The sequence below is a fragment of the Pseudomonas sp. GW821-FHT07B01 genome (assembly GCF_059419065.1).
Window position 1 is genome coordinate 147691 of sequence record NZ_JBWKRA010000009.1, and the last position, 17479, is coordinate 165169.

The window sequence follows — 17479 nt, forward strand, 5'->3', positions numbered from 1 at the left end:
CGGTCTTTAGAGCGATAATGGCTTTTTAATGCCTCAGCCTTGAGCCAGATCAATGCAACGCGACACGCTATTGACGCAGGACGAGCTGGATTTTATCCAGGACATGACGCACAACCCGCAGCTCAACCTGCGGGATGCATGGTCGAGCCTGACGGTTAATGGCGGCGCACAGATTCGCGATCTGCTCACGCGACTAGCGGCTCACGACCAGGTCACCATCCAGGCGCAGTTCGACAACCAGCAACTCACCTTCCCGTTGCACCTGGTGGAAGATGAATTTCATGCTGTGCATTTGCGCCTGGGCGTACCGAGCATTTTTGAAGATGGGCCGATGATCCGCCCGTGGCGCCTGGCGCTTGAAACGCCGGTGGTGCTGGAAAACATCAAGGGCTACTCCAGCGCGCTGTGGGTGCACGAAGTGTCATTCAAAGGGGTGCTGGTAGAAGTGCGTGGCCGGGTCAAACCGCCAAAGACGTTTTCCCTGTGGTTCAGCCCTTCCGGCTACGAACGCATCGCCCTGCGCGGTACGCTGGAGCGGGAAACCGCCCGCGGCCTGTTCGCTTATCGCCTCAGCCAGAGCGATGCCGATGAGATCGAACGGTTACGCCAGTTCATCCTGCACCAGCATCGCCTGGTTCATCCTCACGTTCATGCCTGAGACTCCAGATGGCCGCTGAGCAGTTGCTGCAAGCGGCGCGGCATCAAGCGCCCGTCATTGCCCAGACAACCAATCGATGCCCCCTCCTGGCTGTGTTCTGCCAGCTCTGACGCCTCTCCAGCCAGCAGCAACGGGCAGTCGAGGGTGAAGGCCAGGCGATTGAGCCGCGACGCCAGCTCTGCGCCAGGGGCATGGTTGGAAAACAGCACCAGGGCTTGCGGCTGAGTGCGCTCACAGATCAGCGTCAACTCATCCAGTGGCTGGCCAACGCCCAGGACCTTGACCGCCAGTTTCTCGCTCGACATCAACAAGCCCGCCACCAGCAACTCCAGCTCACGGCACTCTCCGGCAATGGCTGACAGCAATACCCTGGGCGCTGGCGAGGCACAGGCCATTTGCAGGCACCGGGCGACACGCGAGCGCAGGAAATTATCGAAGAACAGCCACTCGCTGGCTTGGCCAAAGCGGCCTTGGTGACGTGACAACTGCTGCCACAGCGGGACCAAAATGTCCTGGAACACCACGGTTGTCGAATAGACGCTGAAGATCTGGCCGTACAACCGGTCGAGCTCACGATCATCAAAAGCACTGATGGCCTGCCGCAGTTGCGCCTGCCATTGGCGCCACTCCAGTTCGGTATCGCTGCGTGACGCGGTAGCCGGCTCGCTGGACTGTGGGTCGCGCGCCAAAAGCTTGCCGACTTTGCTCACCGCCACGCCCCGCTCGATCCAGTCGAGGATGCGGTGCACGGTTTCAATATCGGTGCTTGAGTAAAGCCTGTGCCCACTTTCGGTGCGTAAAGGCTGGATCAAACCGTAGCGACGCTCCCACGCACGCAACGTCACCGGGTTTACGCCTGTAAGTCTTGCCACTTCACGAATCGGAAACAGCCCCTCGCCGTCAGTGTGGCTGTCGGGTGTCGTATCGCGAAGAGGCGCAGTGATTTCGGGCATCAGCGGTCAAGAAACTTGTATGAATTTGAATACTATTAACGCCGATTGAACTGCATGATTCAAGATCTACGGCGATCCATCCGAAGTTTCTGGCGTATTTGGGCAAAACCGGAATAATCCTTGCCTGTTCTTTTGCGTCGCTGCACCACCCCGCAGCTTCGTCCGTGCGCCGCCTACCCGGCTCGGCGCACTTGCTGATTTTGGAGATATACGATGTCTACCTCACCCGTCACCTTGATGGTTGCGCGCCGCGTGGCCAAAGGTCGCTACGAAGAACTGATGGCCTGGCTGCGCGAAGGCGAGCAATTGGCGACTGATTTCCCCGGTTACCTGGGTTCCGGCGTGCTGGCGCCACCGCCCCATGATGATGAATTCCAGATCATCTTCCGCTTCGCCGATGAAAAGACCCTGCACGCATGGGAGTTCTCCGCTTCGCGCAGCGCGTGGCTGAGCCGTGGCAGCGAGCTGTTTGCCGACCCGTCGGAACACCGTGTCAGCGGTATCGATGGCTGGTTCGGCGCAGCGGGTGCCCGCCCGCCACGCTGGAAACAGGCGGTGGCCATCTGGTTGGCTTTTTTCCCGGTATCGTTGCTGTTCAACTTCGGCCTGGGGCCGCTGCTCAGCGAGTTGGACCTGTTCAGCCGCGTACTGGTGAGCACCGCAGCCCTGACCCCGTTGATGGTTTATTTCTTTATACCGCTGTCGACCCATCTGCTGGCGAACTGGCTGCACCCTTCGCCCCCTCGCAAAGTCACTGAAGCCGCCGCTTGAGTACAGGGAGGCCGGCGCGCTGGTATAGTTTGAGCCTGCCAGCGACTTGAGCCTCCCATGAATGCAACCAACGCTCCGATCCTGATCACCGGTGCCGGCCAGCGTGTCGGCCTGCATTGTGCCGAGCGCCTGTTGGATGAAGGCCAAGCGGTGATGTTCAGCTACCGCAGCGAACGCCCCGGCGTGCAGGCGCTGCGTGAGCGCGGTGCCATCGGCGTGTTTGCCGATTTCTCCAGCGAAGCCGGAGTGCTGGCTTTCATTGCCGCAGTCAAAACCCATACTCAAAGCCTGCGAGCAATCATCCACAACGCTTCAGCCTGGGTCGCCGAAACCCCGGGCGACGAAAGCCGTGCCTTTATCGACATGTTCAGCGTGCACATGCTTGCGCCGTACCTGATCAACCTGCATTGTTCATCTTTGCTGCAACGCTCGACACCCGCCGATATCGTGCATATCAGCGACGACGTGGTGCGCAAGGGCAGCCGGCAGCACATCGCCTATTGCGCCACCAAGGCCGGGCTCGACAGCCTCACGTTATCGTTTGCCGCACAGTTCGCGCCGCTGATCAAGGTCAACGGCATCGCACCGGCGATGGTGATGTTCAACGAAGGCGATGACGCGGCCTATCGCGCCAAAGTCCTGGCCAAGTCGGCCCTGGGCATCGAGCCCGGACCCGAGGTGATCTACCAGAGCGTGCGCTACCTGCTGGACAATCCCTATGTCACCGGTACCACCCTGACCGTCAACGGCGGGCGGCATATCAAGTAAGCCGTTTGCGAGGATGTTGTATGACCTTATCCCTGCCCCACCACTACCGCGAGATCCTCAAGGGCCTGGGCGAAGACCCGCAGCGCGAGGGCCTGCTCGATACACCCAAGCGCGCGGCCAAGGCCATGCAGTACCTGTGTCATGGCTATGAGCAGAATCTGGAGGAAATCGTCAACGGCGCACTGTTCGCGTCCGACAATGACGAGATGGTGATCCTCAAGGACATCGAGTTGTATTCGTTGTGCGAGCATCACCTGCTGCCCTTCATCGGCAAGGCCCATGTGGCCTATATTCCGACCGGCAAGGTGCTGGGCCTGTCAAAACTGGCGCGCATTGTCGACATGTTCGCCCGGCGCCTGCAGATCCAGGAAAACCTCACGCGGCAAATCGCCGACGCCATTCAGGACGTGACCCAGGCCGCCGGCGTGGCGGTGGTGATCGAAGCCAAGCACATGTGCATGATGATGCGCGGCGTGGAGAAACAGAATTCAACCATGAACACCTCGGTGATGCTCGGCGCCTTTCGCGAGTCGAACACCACCCGCATGGAGTTCCTGCAACTGATTGGACGGAGCAAGTAGCAATGCCACAACTTCAACCAGGCATGGCGCGTATCCGGGTCAAGGACCTGTGCCTGCGCACCTTTATCGGCATCAACGAGGACGAAATCCTCAACAAGCAGGATGTGCTGATCAACCTGACCATCCTGTATGCCGCCCAGGAAGCCGTGCGTGACAACGACATCGACCACGCCCTGAACTACCGCACCATCACCAAGGCCATCATCGCTCACGTCGAAGGCAATCGCTTTGCCCTGCTGGAGCGCCTGACCCAGGAACTGCTGGACCTGGTGATGAGCAACGAATCGGTGCTGTACGCCGAAGTCGAAGTGGACAAGCCCCACGCGCTGCGCTTTGCCGAGTCGGTTTCGATCACTCTGGCCGCCAGCCGCTGATACTAAGTGAGCCCTATGAACGACCAACAACGCCTCGAACTCGAAGCCGCCGCCTTTCGCCGATTGGTGGCCCACCTGGACAGCCGCAAGGATGTGCAGAATATCGACCTGATGAACCTCGCCGGCTTCTGCCGCAACTGCCTGTCCAAGTGGTACAAGGCCGAGGCCGACGAACGCCAGTTCGAGGTCAGCCTCGATGACGCCCGTGAAGTGGTGTACGGCATGCCGTACGCCGAGTGGAAAGCCCAATACCAGCAAGAAGCCAACGCAGACCAACAGGCCGCGTTCGCCAAAGGAAAGCCTCATGACTGATTTGAACGCCCTGCGCGCCAGCCTCAACAGCGGCGCACACGCCTTTGCCGATACCTTGGCGTTCGTCGCGGCGGGTTACGACTACCAGCCGCAAGCTTTCATCAACGGCGGTGTGGAAAATGCCGCTGGGCAGAATGAAGGGTCGTGCAAGACCCTGGGTTTGGCGCTGCTGGAAGGGTTGAGTGATAAGGAAGCACTGCTGGCGTTTGGTGAGCATTACCGGTCGGTGGTGGCGACGCCTGAGGGCAGTGACCATGGCAATATCCGAGCGTTGATTGCACATGGGCTGGCCGCAGTGAAGTTTGCTGAACAGCCTCTGACTCGCCGCTGATTTAATAACCAACCCCGCTCAATGTGGGAGCCGGGCTTGCCCGCGATGGCGGTGGTGACTATCACACCGCTATCGCAGGCAAGCCAGCTCCCACACTTGTTTAGCGGTGTAGGTTAGATCGCAGGCATAAAAAAACCGGCTTTCGCCGGTTTTTTTGAGTCAACGGGTTTAGAACGAAGCGTCCTTCAAACCGTCGAGGTAACGCTCGGCATCCAGGGCCGCCATGCAACCGGCGCCGGCCGAGGTGATGGCCTGGCGGTAAACGTGGTCTGCCACGTCGCCGGCAGCGAAGATACCTTCGATGTTGGTCGCAGTTGCATTGCCTTCACGGCCGCCCTGCACCACCAGGTACCCGTCCTTGGCTTCCAGTACGCCTTCGAACAGTGAGGTGTTCGGAGTGTGGCCGATAGCGATGAACACGCCGTCCACTTTCAGCTCGTCGAAGCTGCCGTCGTTGTTTTTCAGACGGGCACCGGTCACACCCATGTTGTCGCCCAGGACTTCATCCAGGGTGGCGTTGAGCTTGAGGATGATCTTGCCTTCAGCGACACGGGCGTGCAGCTTGTCGATCAGGATCTTCTCGGCGCGGAAGGTCTCGCGGCGGTGAACCAGGGTCACGGTGCTGGCGATGTTGGCCAGGTACAGCGCCTCTTCCACGGCAGTGTTGCCACCGCCGACCACGGCAACCGGCTTGTTGCGGTAGAAGAAACCGTCGCAGGTGGCGCAAGCTGAAACGCCCTTGCCCATGAACGCCTCTTCCGACGGCAGGCCCAGGTAGCGCGCGCTGGCGCCGGTGGCGATGATCAACGCGTCACAGGTGTAGACGCCGCTGTCGCCGGTCAGGCTGTAAGGCTTTTTCGAGAAGTCGACTTTGTTGATGTGGTCGAAAACGATCTCGGTTTCAAAGCGCTCGGCGTGCTCTTTCATACGCTCCATCAGCACCGGGCCGGTCAGGCCGTGGACATCGCCCGGCCAGTTGTCGACTTCGGTAGTGGTGGTCAACTGGCCGCCCGCCTGCATGCCGGTGATCAGCAGTGGCTTGAGGTTGGCCCGGGCGGCGTAGACGGCAGCGCTGTAACCGGCAGGGCCGGAACCGAGAATAATCACTCGGGAATGACGGGTATCAGTCATGACTCACTCCTATCGACCGCCCGGACAACAAGCGGCTGGAATAAAAAAGGGACCACGAAGCACTTGGGGAAGGCTTGAACTCGCGGGCCCTGAAAAATAATGGGTGCAGCGTATCGAGGGGGGCAAGATTAAGGAAATACGGAATAACAATCCAGCTCATAGGTGGTCTCTATGTGGTCGACTCGATTAATCGACACCATTGTTGCCCTTTGATGTTACTGCGGATGTCGCCGCTTTCGCCTTGAATGCAAAGCCGGTAAGGTCGGCGCGTTCGTCACTTTGCTCGGAGTACTCCATGCCTGCCCCTGCTCTTTCCGGCCCGCAATACCTGCGTGAAGGCCTCAAACTGGTGCTGAGCCCTGGCCTGCGCCTGTTTGTGCTGCTGCCGTTGGCGATCAACCTGGTGCTGTTCGTCGGCCTGATCTATTTCGCCGGTCACCAGTTCAGCCTGTGGGTCGACCAGTTGATGCCGACACTGCCCACCTGGCTGAGTTTTCTGAATTACCTGTTGTGGCCCTTGTTCGTCGTACTGGTGGTGCTGATGGTGTTTTTCACCTTCACCATGCTCGCCAATATCATCGCGGCACCGTTCAACGGCTTTCTCGCGGAGAAGGTTGAAGTGGTAGTGCGCGGCACCGATGATTTCCCGCCTTTCAGTTGGGGCGAACTGGCAGCGATGGTCCCACGCACGCTGGCCCGCGAAATGCGCAAGCTGGGTTATTTCCTGCCACGGGCCATCGGCCTGTTTATCCTGTCCTTTATCCCGGTGGTCAACCTGATCGCAGCGCCGTTGTGGTTGCTGTTTGGGGTGTGGATGATGGCCATCCAGTACATCGACTATCCGGCCGACAACCATAAGCTGGGCTGGAACGAGATGCTCGCCTGGCTGCGCCAGAAACGCTGGCAGAGCATGAGCTTCGGCGGCATCGTCTACCTGGTGCTGCTGGTGCCGGTGGTCAACTTGCTGATGATGCCGGCGGCGGTCGCCGGGGCGACGTTGTTCTGGGTACGTGAACAAGGCGCCGAAGCAATGGCGCAGCAAGCCGTGGTCAAGTCATAAATCCATCATCCCACTGACACAATGACGACATGGCCCACGGTGACACTGTGGGTCATGACGACAGCCTCGCTTTACATCACCCTGATCACTGAAACCTTCCCGCCGGAAATCAACGGGGTGGCCAATACCCTTGGGCGCCTGTGCGAAGGTTTGCGCTCGCGTGGCCATCAGATCGAACTGGTACGCCCTCGCCAGGGTGCCGACCAGAGCCGACCGAGTGATGATCAATTACTGCTGTGTCGCGGCTGGCCATTGCCGGGCTATCCAGGGCTGCAATGGGGCCAATCGTCGATGCATAAATTACTCAGGCGCTGGGGCCGTCAGCGCCCGGATGTGCTGTATATCGCCACGGAAGGGCCGCTGGGCTTATCCGCTTTGCGTGCAGCGCGGCGGCTGGGAATCAGCGTCGTCAGCGGCTTTCACACCAACTACCAGCAGTATTCGAACCAGTATGGTTTGAGCCTGCTGAGCCGCATGGTCACCCATTACCTGCGTTGGTTTCATAACCGCTCGAGCCTGACCCTGGTGCCAAGCGCCAGCCAGCTCCTGGAACTGGAGCGCCGGCATTTCGAGCGCCTGGGGGTGTTGGCACGAGGGGTCGACAGCCAGTTGTTCCACCCGGCCAAACGCGACAATGCGTTGCGGGAAAGCTGGGCATTGAACAATGAGCAAATCGCCGTGCTGCATGTAGGACGGTTGGCCCAGGAAAAGAACCTGGGACTGCTCAAACGCTGCTTCGAGACCTTGCAGGACAGGTACCCACTGCGCCAGATGAAACTGATCATCGTCGGCGATGGCCCGCAACGGACGATGTTGGAAAAGGAACTGCCCGAAGCGATTTTCTCTGGCGCGCTGCGCGGTGAAGAACTGGCGCGGCATTACGCGTCCGGCGATGTATTCCTGTTCCCCAGCCTGACAGAAACCTTTGGCAACGTGGTGCTGGAAGCGATGGCGTCAGGCTTGGGTGTAGTAGCCTACGACCAGGCGGCTGCGACCCAGCATATTCGCCATGGCTACAACGGCGTGCTGGCGATGCCTGGGGATGAGAACGCATTTTGCGACGCCGCCAATTGGCTGCTGGAGGATGCAGAGAGCTTACGCCGCATGCGCCTCAATGCACGCCAACACGCCAGCCGCCAGGGCTGGGCGGCGATTGTCGAGCAATTCGAGCATCAGTTACGCGGTGTGTGCGTGGAGAGTTTTGCTCTTCCAACGCTCCCCCCTGTGCGTTGAACGATCTGCGAATAATGTAGGTTCGTTCGCCCTGGCTCCAAGCTAGCCGTTGAATAATGGCGCCGATAGTCAGAATTAGCCCGTGAGCCCGTCTGAATCGGCACGCCGCAACCGGATATATCCGGAACGTTGCCCGAATTATCGCCACCTACATGACACCTGCCATCCGAGGCATGACCACCCTATGAAGTGCGTCCCCTAAAAGCAGGTTACTCATGATGAAAGTGAATAGAGAGCGATATGTCGACACTGATAAATGGATCAATGGCCTTGCAATACAGGCCTTTCAACACGCCCACTCAAGGGGCTGAAGGGAACCGCAAACAAGCAGGCGGGCAGAACGACCCTGGATGGCCGTCAGCCCAGCACAATCACAACGCGAACCCCGGTTGGAATCGTCCGAATCACAGCTGGGAACGTCCGCAGCCCAACCGCCCGAATCACGGTTGGAACCGCCCGCAGCCTACTCGTCCCGATAACGGCTGCGACCGCCCGCAACCCACCCGTCCCGACAACAGTTGGAACCGCCCGCTGCCTACCCGTCCCGATAACAGTTGGAACCGCCCGCAGCCTACTCGTCCCGACAACGACTGCGACCGCCCGCAACCCACGCGTCCCCTTAACAGCTGGAACCGTCCGCAGCCGACTCGCTCCGATAACGAATGGCACCACCCGCGAGTGCAGAGCCACGACCTACGGCCAACCCGGCCATAAGGATGGGCTCAAGGCTGATCACATTAACGAGCAAAACAAGCGACCAGAGTATTAATCACTGACGTTGCAACTCCCTGTGGGTATCACAGGGAGTCCGCCCCCTTACACCAGAGTCGTCAACGCCTCTCGGCTGAATGGCAAGATGTCGCCCTCACGCCCCTCGCGCACCTTCACCGCCCAGTCCGGGTCAACCAGCAGTGCGCGACCCACCGCCACGAGGTCGAACTCATCGTTGTTCAGGCGCTCCAGCAGTTTCTCCAGGCTGGCAGGCTGGGCAACTTTGTCGGTGTTGACCATGAACTGCAGGAACTCGCCATCCAGGCCCACGCTGCCTACCGTGATGGTTGGCTTACCTGTGAGCTGACGCGTCCAACCGGCCAGGTTAAGGTCGGAGCCTTCAAATTCCGGCTCCCAGAAACGACGGGTGGAGCAGTGGAAAATATCCACGCCAGCGTCAGACAGTGGCTTGAGAAACTCACCCAGCGCCTCAGGGGTTTGCACCAGGCGCGCGGTGTAGTCCTGCTGCTTCCACTGGGAGAAACGCAAGATGATCGGAAAGTCCGGGCCGACAGCGGCGCGGGTGGCCTGGATCAGTTCAATGGCGAAGCGCGAACGGTTGGCCAGGCTGCCACCGTATTCGTCGGTGCGTTGGTTGCTGCCTTCCCAGAAGAACTGGTCCACGAGGTAGCCGTGGGCACCGTGGACTTCCACGCCGTCCATGCCGATGGCCTGGGCATCCTTGGCGGCCTGGGCGAAGGCGTTGATAACGTCCTTGATGTCCTGTTTCGTCATGCCGTGCACAACGACATTGCCGTCCTTGAGCTTTTCCATCGGGCCATAAGCCGGCACGCTGGCGTCAGGTTCGGTGCCGATGCGGCGCACACTGCCAACATGCCAAAGCTGCGGGACAATCTTGCCGCCTTCGGCGTGGACTGCATCGACCACTTTCTTCCAGCCAGCCAAGGCGGCTTCACCGTAGAAATGCGGCACGTTGGGGTAGCCGTTGGAGGCTGGGTGCCCGACCACGGTGCCTTCCGTAATGATCAAGCCCACACCGGCAGCGGCACGGCGGCGGTAGTACTCAATGACTTTGGAATTGGGTACGCCGCCAGGGGAGAACGAGCGAGTCATGGGCGCCATGACCACGCGGGTCGACAGTTGCAATGCACCGAGCTGGAAGGGTTTGAACAAGGCTTGGACGGGCATGGAACGCTCCATGGGAGATTGAATTTATGATGCGGATAATATGGAGAGCTTGCAGCGCTGAGTAGCACTATTGATCTAAATGATTAAGGGGTAAAAGCGGGACGCCTAGCGCCCAGGGTGGCATTCCCACGCAGAGCGTGGGAACGATCAACGCAGAGCGTGGGAACGATCAGGCCCTCACTGACGTCAGCTCAAGGCTTTTTCGATGGCCTGGATGATGGAGGGATCTTCCGGGGGCGTACGTGGTGAGAAGCGGGCAAGTACACGGCCATCCTTACCCAACAGGAATTTCTCGAAGTTCCAGGTGATATCCCCGGGGAATTCAGCGCCCTCGCCCGCCAGCAAACGGTACAACTGATGCCGATCAGGCCCGTTGACCTCGATCTTGCTGCCCAGTGGAAAGGTCACGCCGTAGTTCAGGCTGCAGAACTGCTGAATCTGCTCCTCGGTGCCCGGCTCCTGGCCTGCAAACTGGTTGCATGGCAAGCCGAGCACTGTGAACCCTTGGTCCTTGTACTGCTGAAAGAGGTTTTCCAACGCCGCGTATTGCGGGGTCAAACCACACTTGGACGCAACATTGACCACCAGCACAACTTGGCCCTTGAAAGGCGCCAGCGGTAGCGCTTGTCCGTCCAGGGCTTTGAGTTTCAGATCGTGGAAAGCACTCATGACGAACTCCAGATATCCCATGTTCTTTGCATTGCAGCCCTTCGGAGCTTACAACCGGCAAAGCTGCAATCATAGACGCCGGTGACAAAACTCGCCTGCAGGTTACTGAGCGGTCGGCCAGGGCAGAATCGGAATTGCCGTCACCGCATTCTGCGGGCTGCCTTCGATCAAACGGTCGCTATAGACCAGATACACCAGGGTGTTGCGCTTCTTGTCGAGGAAACGCACCACCTGCATGGTCTTGAATACCAGCGAGGTGCGCTCCTTGAACACTTCGTCGCCGTCCTTGAGCTCACCCTTGAAGTGGATCGGGCCCACCTGGCGGCAAGCGATCGAGGCTTCGGCACGGTCTTCGGCCAGGCCCAGGCCGCCCTTTACCCCGCCGGTCTTGGCACGCGACAAGTAGCAGGTCACGCCATCGACCTTGGGGTCGTCAAATGCTTCAACCACAATCCGATCGTTGGGGCCGACGAACTTGAACACCGTCGACACCTGGCCGACCTCTTCGGCCGAGGCCAGCAGCGGCATGGCCAGCAGCAGGCCGAGCAATCCCTTCATCACGCGCATCGTGTATTTCCTATGGTTAGACCAGGATCAGGTTGTCGCGGTGAACCAGTTCCGGTTCTGCCATATAACCCAAGAGTCCGACAATGGCGTCGGAGGGTTGTCCGATAATCTTCTGTGCTTCCAGGGCGCTGTAGTTGGCCAGGCCGCGCGCAATCTCGCGACCGTCTGGCGCAACGCACACCACCATCTCGCCACGGCGGAAGCTGCCCTGCACCAACTTCACACCCACCGGCAGCAAGCTCTTGTTGCCTTGGGACAAGGCCGATACGGCCCCCGCGTCCAGCACCAGCGTGCCACGGGTTTGCAGGTGACCGGCCAGCCATTGCTTGCGCGCCGCCAGCATGCCGCGCTCCGGCGACAGCAGCGTGCCGATGCGCTCACCGGTCTTGAGGCGATCAAGCACGCGCTCCAGGCGCCCGCCGACGATGATGGTGTGGGCCCCCGAACGAGCCGCCAGGCGTGCGGCGCGCAGTTTGGTCTGCATGCCGCCACGGCCCAGGGCACCACCGACACTGCCGGCGACCGCATCCAGCGCCGGGTCGTCGGCGCGGGCTTCATAGATAAGCTGGGCATAGGGGTTGTTGCGCGGGTCGGCGTCGAACATGCCATCGCGGTCGGTGAGGATCACCAGCAGGTCGGCCTCTACCAGATTGGCCACCAGGGCGGCCAGGGTGTCGTTGTCACCGAAGCGGATTTCGTCGGTGACCACGGTGTCGTTCTCGTTGATGACCGGGATGACCTTGAGCTCCACCAGCGCGCGCAAAGTGCTGCGGGCGTTGAGGTAGCGCTTGCGGTCGGACAGGTCGTCGTGGGTCAGCAGCACCTGCGCCGTGTGGCGGCCGTGCTCGGCAAAGCTGGACTCCCAGGCTTGCACCAGGCCCATCTGGCCGATGGCAGCGGCGGCTTGCAGCTCGTGCATCGCGCTGGGTCGCGCGGTCCAGCCGAGGCGGCTCATCCCGGCGGCAACCGCTCCGGACGACACCAGCACCAACTCAACGCCTGCCTCATGCAAGGCCACCATCTGCTCGACCCAGACGCTCATGGCTGCGCGATCCAGACCTTTGCCATCCGCCGTCAACAGCGCACTGCCGATTTTCACGACCCAGCGCTGCGCACCTGTCACTTTGCTCCGCATCATCTTCAACCTTAGAGTGAGGGCCGCGCGACCCAGCGCTGCCCATAACGTTATACCCGGATACCAAAACGCCGCTCCAGGGAGCGGCGTTCAAGTTTATCGCAACGGATCAGTCACGCACGTAAATGATTTCCGGACCGTCTTCATCATCCACGTCTTCTTCGTCCCAATCATCGTCGCCGATGTCGTGGACCGACTTCACGCCGCTGCGGCGCAGGGCGCGCTGGTCGTCCAGGGCCTGCAACTGGGCACGGGCCTCGTCTTCGATCTGCTGGTCGAGTTCGGCGAGTTCGGCCTTGTACACCGGGTCGGCCGCCAGGCGGTCGGCACGGTCTTCCAGGTAACGCATGATGTCGCGGGTCAGGCGCTCAGTGCCTTCTTTGGCGATGGCCGAGATGACGTAGACCGGACCTTCCCACTCCAGGCGGTCGACGATCTCCTTGACGCGCTCTTCGTGCTCTTCTTCCAGAATCTGGTCGCACTTGTTCAGTACCAACCAGCGATCGCGCTCGGCCAGGGCCGGGCTGAACTTGGTCAGCTCGCTGACGATGACTTCGGCGGCGTCTGCGGCGCTGGTGTCATCCAGCGGCGCCATGTCGACGAGGTGCAGCAGCAAACGGGTGCGGGACAAGTGCTTGAGGAAGCGGATGCCCAGGCCGGCACCGTCGGAAGCGCCTTCGATCAAGCCGGGAATGTCGGCAACCACGAAGCTCTTCCAGCGGTCGACGCTGACCACGCCCAGGTTTGGCACGAGGGTGGTGAACGGGTAGTCGGCGACTTTCGGCTTGGCAGCCGACACCGAGCGAATGAAGGTACTTTTACCTGCGTTCGGCAGGCCCAGCAGGCCCACGTCCGCCAGTACTTTCATTTCCAGCTTCAGGTCGCGCTGCTCGCCCGGCTTGCCCGGCGTGGTCTGGCGCGGTGCACGGTTGGTACTGGACTTGAATCGGGTGTTACCCAGACCATGCCAACCGCCCTGCACAACCATCAGCTTCTGGCCGGCCTTGGTCAGGTCGCCAATCACTTCCTGGGTCGCAGAGTCGATGATCGTGGTGCCGACGGGTACGCGCAGTACCAGGTCTTCACCTTTTTTACCGGTGCAGTCGGTGCTGCCGCCGTTGGAGCCACGCTCGGCATCGAAGTGCCGGGTGTAACGGTAGTCGACCAGGGTGTTGAGGTTCTCGTCGGCCATCATGTAGATGGAACCGCCGTCACCGCCGTCACCGCCGTTCGGGCCACCGTTTTCGATGAACTTTTCGCGACGGAAACTCATGCAACCGTTACCGCCGTCGCCTGCTTTTACTCGGATGGAAACTTCATCAACGAACTTCATAACAAAACGCCTCTCGCCGCATGGACGAGCTTAAGAAACCAAGACATAAGACTCTTGCAAAAATGAGCGCAGCGACCTCAATCAGCGACCGCAAACCAGCGCCTGAGCTCATCACAGACAGCTTTGCAAGAGACTCACTCCACAAACGAAAAAGCCCCGTCGCAAGACAGGGCTTTTCCAGCGATCTCGCAATTAAGCTGCGACAACGCTCACGTAACGGCGGTTGAACGCGCCCTTTACTTCGAACTTGATCACGCCTTCGATTTTAGCGAAGAGGGTGTGATCTTTACCCATGCCAACACCGTAACCGGCGTGGAATTGGGTGCCGCGCTGACGCACGATGATGTTGCCCGGAATGATTTTCTGGCCGCCATACATCTTCACGCCAAGGCGTTTGGCTTCTGAGTCGCGACCGTTACGGGTACTACCACCAGCTTTTTTGTGTGCCATGAGTCAATTCTCCTAGTGAGGAATTAGGCTGAAATTAAGCCTGAATACCGGTGATTTTGATCTCGGTGTACCACTGGCGGTGGCCCATACGCTTCATGTGGTGCTTACGACGACGGAACTTGATGATGCGGACTTTATCGTGACGACCTTGGGAGATCACTTCAGCCACAACGGTAGCGCCAGCAACAACTGGAGCGCCGATGTTCACGTCATCGCCATTGGCGACCAACAGAACGCGATCAAAAGTAACGGATTCGCCAGTAGCGACTTCCAGTTTCTCGATCTTCAGGTATTCACCTGGGGCGACTTTGTATTGCTTGCCACCAGTAACAATTACTGCGTACGACATGGTATTTCTCCGATAATCCTGCTCACCCAGCGCTTTATAAGAAGAGGTATTGGCTGGCATGGCTGCATGGGATGGACGTCCCGAATGCAATTGCGTAAGGCAGGTGCTGCCCAGGAAGTTCAGGGTGCGCGATTGTACGCAAGGTAAAGAGGTGTTGCAAGGGGCCGCCTATCGCGCCTTGACACTGCGGGGTGAGGGTCCTAGCATGCCGCGCAACCCTTCTGGAGCGACTGTCGCTGATGCAACCCCAAGCTTTCTACCGCGCGGTCGCGGACGATTTTAGCGCCGTCGACGGCATCATCAAGCAGCAGCTGACGTCTAAAGTGCCGCTGGTCTCCAAAATTGGCGACTACATTACGTCGGCGGGCGGCAAACGCCTGCGTCCTTTATTAGTGTTGCTGTGCGGCAAGGCCCTGGGCCGCCAAGGCGATGACGTGCGCCTGCTGGCCGCCACGATCGAATTCCTGCACACCGCCACCTTGCTGCATGACGACGTGGTCGACATGTCCGGCATGCGCCGTGGTCGCGAGACTGCAAACGCGATGTGGGGCAATGCGCCCAGCGTGTTGGTGGGCGACTTCCTGTATTCGCGCTCGTTCGAAATGATGGTCGAGCTGGGCTCGATGCCTGTGATGAAGATTCTTTCACAGGCCACACGCATCATCGCCGAAGGCGAAGTGTTGCAGCTGTCCAAAGTCCGCGACGCCAGCACCACCGAAGAAACCTATATGGAAGTGATTCGCGGCAAAACCGCGATGCTCTTCGAAGCCTCTACCCACAGTGCTGCCGCGCTGTGTGGCGCCACCGCCGAACAGGCCGAAGCCCTGCGTACCTTTGGTGATCACCTGGGGGTGGCGTTCCAACTGGTGGATGACCTGCTCGACTACAAGGGCGATGCCGAAACCCTGGGCAAGAACGTCGGTGACGACCTGGCCGAGGGCAAGCCGACCTTGCCGCTGATCTACACCATGCGCGAAGGCACGCCGGAACAGGCCGCCTTGGTGCGCAAGGCGATCCAGAAAGGCGGGATCGAAGACCTGGAAGCCATCCGTGCCGCCGTAGAAGCTTCGGGTTCCCTGGAGTACACCGCGCAACTGGCGCGTGACTACGTGGCGCGGGCGATCACATGCCTGGAAGCGCTGCCGGCCAGTGAATACCGGGATGCCCTGGTTGAGCTGAGTGAGTTTGCGGTCGCCCGTACTCACTGATTCCGCGCTGTTTAATGTGGGAGCTGGCTTGCCTGCGATGACTGGAGTGAACTCACTGCCGCTATCGCAGGCAAGCCAGCTCCCACATTAGGACGAGTCCAACCCCATCCGCGTTTAAACCCTATATAATGTGCGACTTTTAGCCATCCCTGACTTTCTAGGAGCTTTAGTGAGCACGTTGCCTCCCTGCCCGAAATGCAATTCCGAATACACCTACGAAGACGGCGCCCAACTGGTCTGCCCGGAATGCGCCCATGAGTGGTCCGCCAACGGCGAGGCCGAAGTGGTCGGCGATGAGACCGTTAAGAAAGATTCTGTGGGCAACGTCCTGCAGGATGGCGACACCATCACCGTGATCAAGGACCTCAAGGTCAAGGGCACTTCCCTGGTGGTCAAGGTGGGCACCAAGGTCAAGAACATACGCCTGTGCGACGGCGACCACGATATCGACTGCAAGATCGATGGGATCGGCCCGATGAAACTCAAGTCCGAGTTCGTGCGCAAAGTCTGAACCTGCTGCATTCCATCCCGCGCCCGCCGCGGGATGGCGTTTCGCCCTCTGCGTTGATCGAACGCAATACCCACACAGAAAAACCCAGAAACTGCCAATAGACACTTGCTATTCTACGAATAAGAATTATTCTCATTGAAACCCATCAAGGAGAACGACCATGACTTATTTGATAGATGCCTGGCTGGATCGTCCCCACCCTTACCTGCGGATCCTGCATCGGGAAACCGGTGAAGTCTGTGCGGTGCTTGAGGAAGAAGCGCTGAACGAGCTGCAGGACCAGGGCGATCTGGACGTGAACGGCCTGAGTTCCAGTGAGCCTGGGGTGCTGAAGGAAGTGGTGAGGAATCTGTTTCTGTTCTGCTATGCACGAGCGTTGCGCCCGGCGACCGACTTGAATGGCAAGTTCCATCCATGAAGAAACTGGCAAATACCTGTTGGGGCGAACGCGTTCGTCCCAACAGGTAACCAGCAGGCCTTACAGAACGTCGAGCAGCTCGACGTCGAATACCAGAACGCTGTGCGGCGGGATGCTGCCAACGCCTTGAGCGCCGTAAGCCAGTTCGCTCGGCACGTACAGGCGCCATTTGCTGCCGGCATTCATCAGTTGCAGGGCTTCGGTCCAGCCGGCGATCACGCCACCCACCGGGAATTCTGCAGGCTGGCCGCGCTCGTAGGAGCTGTCGAACACAGTGCCGTCGATCAGGGTGCCGTGGTAGTGAGTACGCACTTGGTCTTCACGGGTCGGCTTGGCGCCGGTACCGGCCGTCAGCACTTCAAATTGCAGGCCGGAAGCCAGGGTGGTGATGCCATCACGCTTGGCGTTTTCCGCCAGGAAAGCCAGGCCAGCGCCCGCTGCAGCTTCAGCCTTGGCAGCGGCTTCGGCTTGCATGATTTCGCGGATCACCTTGAAGCTGGCCGCCATTTGCTCTTGGTCAACACGGCTTGGCGAACCGGCGAACGCGTCGGTCAGGCCGGCCAGGATCGCGTCCAGGCTGACGCCCGGTGGCGGGTTGTCGCGCAGTTGGTCGCCCAACTGACGGCCGATACCGTAGCTGACGCGGGTTTCGTCGGTGGACAGATTAACTTCGGACATGAAGAGGCTCCGCTGTAGGACGCCACGGTTTCCCGCGCCGCCCAGAACTAAAAGGGCCCGCAGACTAGC

At 59.9% G+C, this 17479-nt stretch carries 22 protein-coding genes; 12 read left to right on the forward strand and 10 right to left on the reverse strand.

The window, feature by feature from the left end; genetic code table 11:
- Positions 1–52: 52 nt before the first annotated feature.
- Positions 53–658, forward strand: a complete 606-nt coding sequence (locus tag AC07S6_RS12620) for a hypothetical protein (protein WP_122301531.1) — start codon at positions 53–55, stop codon at positions 656–658.
- Here AC07S6_RS12620 and AC07S6_RS12625 read toward each other — a convergent pair.
- Complete coding sequence (locus AC07S6_RS12625; RefSeq protein ID WP_072435000.1) at positions 649–1611, reverse strand: MerR family transcriptional regulator; 963 nt, start codon at positions 1609–1611, stop codon at positions 649–651. The two genes, AC07S6_RS12620 and AC07S6_RS12625, sit on opposite strands and share 10 nt — an antisense overlap.
- Positions 1612–1824: 213 nt before the next feature.
- On the opposite strand from AC07S6_RS12625, the gene AC07S6_RS12630 reads away from it, so the two are divergent.
- Genes AC07S6_RS12630 through AC07S6_RS12655 form a run of 6 tightly spaced genes read left to right on the forward strand, consistent with a single transcriptional unit; the run spans position 1825 to position 4748 of the window.
- Positions 1825–2382: a putative antibiotic biosynthesis monooxygenase gene (locus AC07S6_RS12630; protein WP_072434998.1), complete on the forward strand. Its 558-nt coding sequence runs from the start codon at positions 1825–1827 to the stop codon at positions 2380–2382.
- 57 nt (positions 2383–2439) lie between these two features.
- Entirely contained in the window at positions 2440–3150 is a 711-nt protein-coding gene (gene folM, locus AC07S6_RS12635; protein WP_072434996.1) for a dihydromonapterin reductase, read from the forward strand.
- A 20-nt stretch (positions 3151–3170) separates the two neighbouring features.
- Positions 3171–3731, forward strand: a complete 561-nt coding sequence (folE, locus tag AC07S6_RS12640) for a GTP cyclohydrolase I FolE (RefSeq protein WP_003194072.1) — start codon at positions 3171–3173, stop codon at positions 3729–3731.
- Positions 3732–3733: 2 nt separating this feature from the next.
- Positions 3734–4105, forward strand: coding sequence for a dihydroneopterin triphosphate 2'-epimerase (folX, locus tag AC07S6_RS12645; protein WP_003194073.1), 372 nt, complete (start codon positions 3734–3736; stop codon positions 4103–4105).
- 15 nt (positions 4106–4120) lie between these two features.
- Positions 4121–4417: a DUF1244 domain-containing protein gene (locus tag AC07S6_RS12650; protein WP_495112414.1), complete on the forward strand. Its 297-nt coding sequence runs from the start codon at positions 4121–4123 to the stop codon at positions 4415–4417.
- Positions 4410–4748, forward strand: a complete 339-nt coding sequence (locus AC07S6_RS12655) for a HopJ type III effector protein (RefSeq protein WP_495112415.1) — start codon at positions 4410–4412, stop codon at positions 4746–4748. The genes AC07S6_RS12650 and AC07S6_RS12655 overlap by 8 nt, the downstream gene beginning before the upstream one ends.
- A 168-nt stretch (positions 4749–4916) precedes the next feature.
- Here the strand turns inward: AC07S6_RS12655 and trxB are convergent, their stop codons facing one another.
- Entirely contained in the window at positions 4917–5879 is a 963-nt protein-coding gene (gene trxB / locus AC07S6_RS12660) for a thioredoxin-disulfide reductase (protein WP_197883502.1), read from the reverse strand.
- A 295-nt stretch (positions 5880–6174) separates the two neighbouring features.
- Between trxB and cysZ the strand changes: the two genes are divergently transcribed.
- Together cysZ and AC07S6_RS12670 are read left to right on the forward strand one after the other, a co-directional pair.
- Positions 6175–6939 (forward strand): sulfate transporter CysZ, encoded by a 765-nt coding sequence (cysZ, locus tag AC07S6_RS12665; RefSeq protein WP_495112416.1) that lies wholly within the window; start codon positions 6175–6177, stop codon positions 6937–6939.
- Between the two features lie 54 nt (positions 6940–6993).
- Entirely contained in the window at positions 6994–8172 is a 1179-nt protein-coding gene (locus AC07S6_RS12670; RefSeq protein ID WP_495112417.1) for a glycosyltransferase family 4 protein, read from the forward strand.
- Positions 8173–8988: 816 nt separating this feature from the next.
- On the opposite strand, the gene AC07S6_RS12675 is transcribed toward AC07S6_RS12670, so the two are convergent.
- The 7 genes from AC07S6_RS12675 to rplU all read right to left on the reverse strand — a co-directional run bounded on the left by AC07S6_RS12675 (position 8989) and on the right by rplU (position 14595).
- Entirely contained in the window at positions 8989–10092 is a 1104-nt protein-coding gene (locus AC07S6_RS12675; protein WP_495112418.1) for an NADH:flavin oxidoreductase, read from the reverse strand.
- A 186-nt stretch (positions 10093–10278) separates the two neighbouring features.
- Positions 10279–10761: a glutathione peroxidase gene (locus AC07S6_RS12680; protein ID WP_197883510.1), complete on the reverse strand. Its 483-nt coding sequence runs from the start codon at positions 10759–10761 to the stop codon at positions 10279–10281.
- 102 nt (positions 10762–10863) lie between these two features.
- Entirely contained in the window at positions 10864–11328 is a 465-nt protein-coding gene (locus AC07S6_RS12685) for a CreA family protein (protein ID WP_003194082.1), read from the reverse strand.
- A gap of 16 nt (positions 11329–11344) precedes the next feature.
- On the reverse strand, positions 11345–12463 hold the full coding sequence (proB, locus tag AC07S6_RS12690; RefSeq protein ID WP_495112445.1) for a glutamate 5-kinase: 1119 nt from the start codon (positions 12461–12463) through the stop codon (positions 11345–11347).
- A 109-nt stretch (positions 12464–12572) separates the two neighbouring features.
- Positions 12573–13796 carry an Obg family GTPase CgtA gene (gene cgtA / locus AC07S6_RS12695; RefSeq protein WP_003194084.1) on the reverse strand — a complete coding sequence of 408 codons (1224 nt, stop codon included), beginning with the start codon at positions 13794–13796 and terminating at the stop codon, positions 12573–12575.
- A gap of 192 nt (positions 13797–13988) precedes the next feature.
- Positions 13989–14246 (reverse strand): 50S ribosomal protein L27, encoded by a 258-nt coding sequence (gene rpmA / locus AC07S6_RS12700; RefSeq protein ID WP_003176049.1) that lies wholly within the window; start codon positions 14244–14246, stop codon positions 13989–13991.
- Positions 14247–14280: 34 nt separating this feature from the next.
- Positions 14281–14595 carry a 50S ribosomal protein L21 gene (rplU, locus tag AC07S6_RS12705; protein ID WP_007950961.1) on the reverse strand — a complete coding sequence of 105 codons (315 nt, stop codon included), beginning with the start codon at positions 14593–14595 and terminating at the stop codon, positions 14281–14283.
- 239 nt (positions 14596–14834) lie between these two features.
- Between rplU and AC07S6_RS12710 the strand changes: the two genes are divergently transcribed.
- From AC07S6_RS12710 to AC07S6_RS12720, 3 genes are all read left to right on the forward strand, one after another.
- Complete coding sequence (locus tag AC07S6_RS12710; RefSeq protein ID WP_197883512.1) at positions 14835–15803, forward strand: polyprenyl synthetase family protein; 969 nt, start codon at positions 14835–14837, stop codon at positions 15801–15803.
- A gap of 169 nt (positions 15804–15972) precedes the next feature.
- Positions 15973–16314, forward strand: coding sequence for a zinc ribbon domain-containing protein YjdM (locus tag AC07S6_RS12715; RefSeq protein ID WP_034128750.1), 342 nt, complete (start codon positions 15973–15975; stop codon positions 16312–16314).
- Positions 16315–16474: 160 nt separating this feature from the next.
- Positions 16475–16732 (forward strand): PA4570 family protein, encoded by a 258-nt coding sequence (locus AC07S6_RS12720; RefSeq protein ID WP_005791321.1) that lies wholly within the window; start codon positions 16475–16477, stop codon positions 16730–16732.
- Positions 16733–16792: 60 nt separating this feature from the next.
- Here AC07S6_RS12720 and bamJ read toward each other — a convergent pair whose 3' ends face one another.
- Positions 16793–17410 carry a BamJ family beta-barrel-assembly machinery protein gene (gene bamJ, locus AC07S6_RS12725; RefSeq protein ID WP_034128752.1) on the reverse strand — a complete coding sequence of 206 codons (618 nt, stop codon included), beginning with the start codon at positions 17408–17410 and terminating at the stop codon, positions 16793–16795.
- Positions 17411–17479: the final 69 nt, after the last annotated feature.

What these genes read in the sequence shown, in the direction of transcription:
- AC07S6_RS12625 (WP_072435000.1), bottom strand. Translation starts at nt 1,611, where the DNA reads ATGCCCGAAATCACTGCGCCTCTTCGCGATACGACACCCGACAGCCAC.
- AC07S6_RS12720 (WP_005791321.1), top strand. Translation starts at nt 16,475, where the DNA reads ATGACTTATTTGATAGATGCCTGGCTGGATCGTCCCCACCCTTACCTG.
- AC07S6_RS12675 (WP_495112418.1), bottom strand. Translation starts at nt 10,092, where the DNA reads ATGCCCGTCCAAGCCTTGTTCAAACCCTTCCAGCTCGGTGCATTGCAA.
- trxB (WP_197883502.1), bottom strand. Translation starts at nt 5,879, where the DNA reads ATGACTGATACCCGTCATTCCCGAGTGATTATTCTCGGTTCCGGCCCT.
- folE (WP_003194072.1), top strand. Translation starts at nt 3,171, where the DNA reads ATGACCTTATCCCTGCCCCACCACTACCGCGAGATCCTCAAGGGCCTG.
- rplU (WP_007950961.1), bottom strand. Translation starts at nt 14,595, where the DNA reads ATGTCGTACGCAGTAATTGTTACTGGTGGCAAGCAATACAAAGTCGCC.
- AC07S6_RS12710 (WP_197883512.1), top strand. Translation starts at nt 14,835, where the DNA reads ATGCAACCCCAAGCTTTCTACCGCGCGGTCGCGGACGATTTTAGCGCC.
- AC07S6_RS12670 (WP_495112417.1), top strand. Translation starts at nt 6,994, where the DNA reads ATGACGACAGCCTCGCTTTACATCACCCTGATCACTGAAACCTTCCCG.
- AC07S6_RS12630 (WP_072434998.1), top strand. Translation starts at nt 1,825, where the DNA reads ATGTCTACCTCACCCGTCACCTTGATGGTTGCGCGCCGCGTGGCCAAA.
- folX (WP_003194073.1), top strand. Translation starts at nt 3,734, where the DNA reads ATGCCACAACTTCAACCAGGCATGGCGCGTATCCGGGTCAAGGACCTG.
- cgtA (WP_003194084.1), bottom strand. Translation starts at nt 13,796, where the DNA reads ATGAAGTTCGTTGATGAAGTTTCCATCCGAGTAAAAGCAGGCGACGGC.
- folM (WP_072434996.1), top strand. Translation starts at nt 2,440, where the DNA reads ATGAATGCAACCAACGCTCCGATCCTGATCACCGGTGCCGGCCAGCGT.
- bamJ (WP_034128752.1), bottom strand. Translation starts at nt 17,410, where the DNA reads ATGTCCGAAGTTAATCTGTCCACCGACGAAACCCGCGTCAGCTACGGT.
- proB (WP_495112445.1), bottom strand. Translation starts at nt 12,463, where the DNA reads ATGCGGAGCAAAGTGACAGGTGCGCAGCGCTGGGTCGTGAAAATCGGC.
- AC07S6_RS12680 (WP_197883510.1), bottom strand. Translation starts at nt 10,761, where the DNA reads ATGAGTGCTTTCCACGATCTGAAACTCAAAGCCCTGGACGGACAAGCG.
- AC07S6_RS12655 (WP_495112415.1), top strand. Translation starts at nt 4,410, where the DNA reads ATGACTGATTTGAACGCCCTGCGCGCCAGCCTCAACAGCGGCGCACAC.
- cysZ (WP_495112416.1), top strand. Translation starts at nt 6,175, where the DNA reads ATGCCTGCCCCTGCTCTTTCCGGCCCGCAATACCTGCGTGAAGGCCTC.
- AC07S6_RS12620 (WP_122301531.1), top strand. Translation starts at nt 53, where the DNA reads ATGCAACGCGACACGCTATTGACGCAGGACGAGCTGGATTTTATCCAG.
- rpmA (WP_003176049.1), bottom strand. Translation starts at nt 14,246, where the DNA reads ATGGCACACAAAAAAGCTGGTGGTAGTACCCGTAACGGTCGCGACTCA.
- AC07S6_RS12650 (WP_495112414.1), top strand. Translation starts at nt 4,121, where the DNA reads ATGAACGACCAACAACGCCTCGAACTCGAAGCCGCCGCCTTTCGCCGA.
- AC07S6_RS12685 (WP_003194082.1), bottom strand. Translation starts at nt 11,328, where the DNA reads ATGCGCGTGATGAAGGGATTGCTCGGCCTGCTGCTGGCCATGCCGCTG.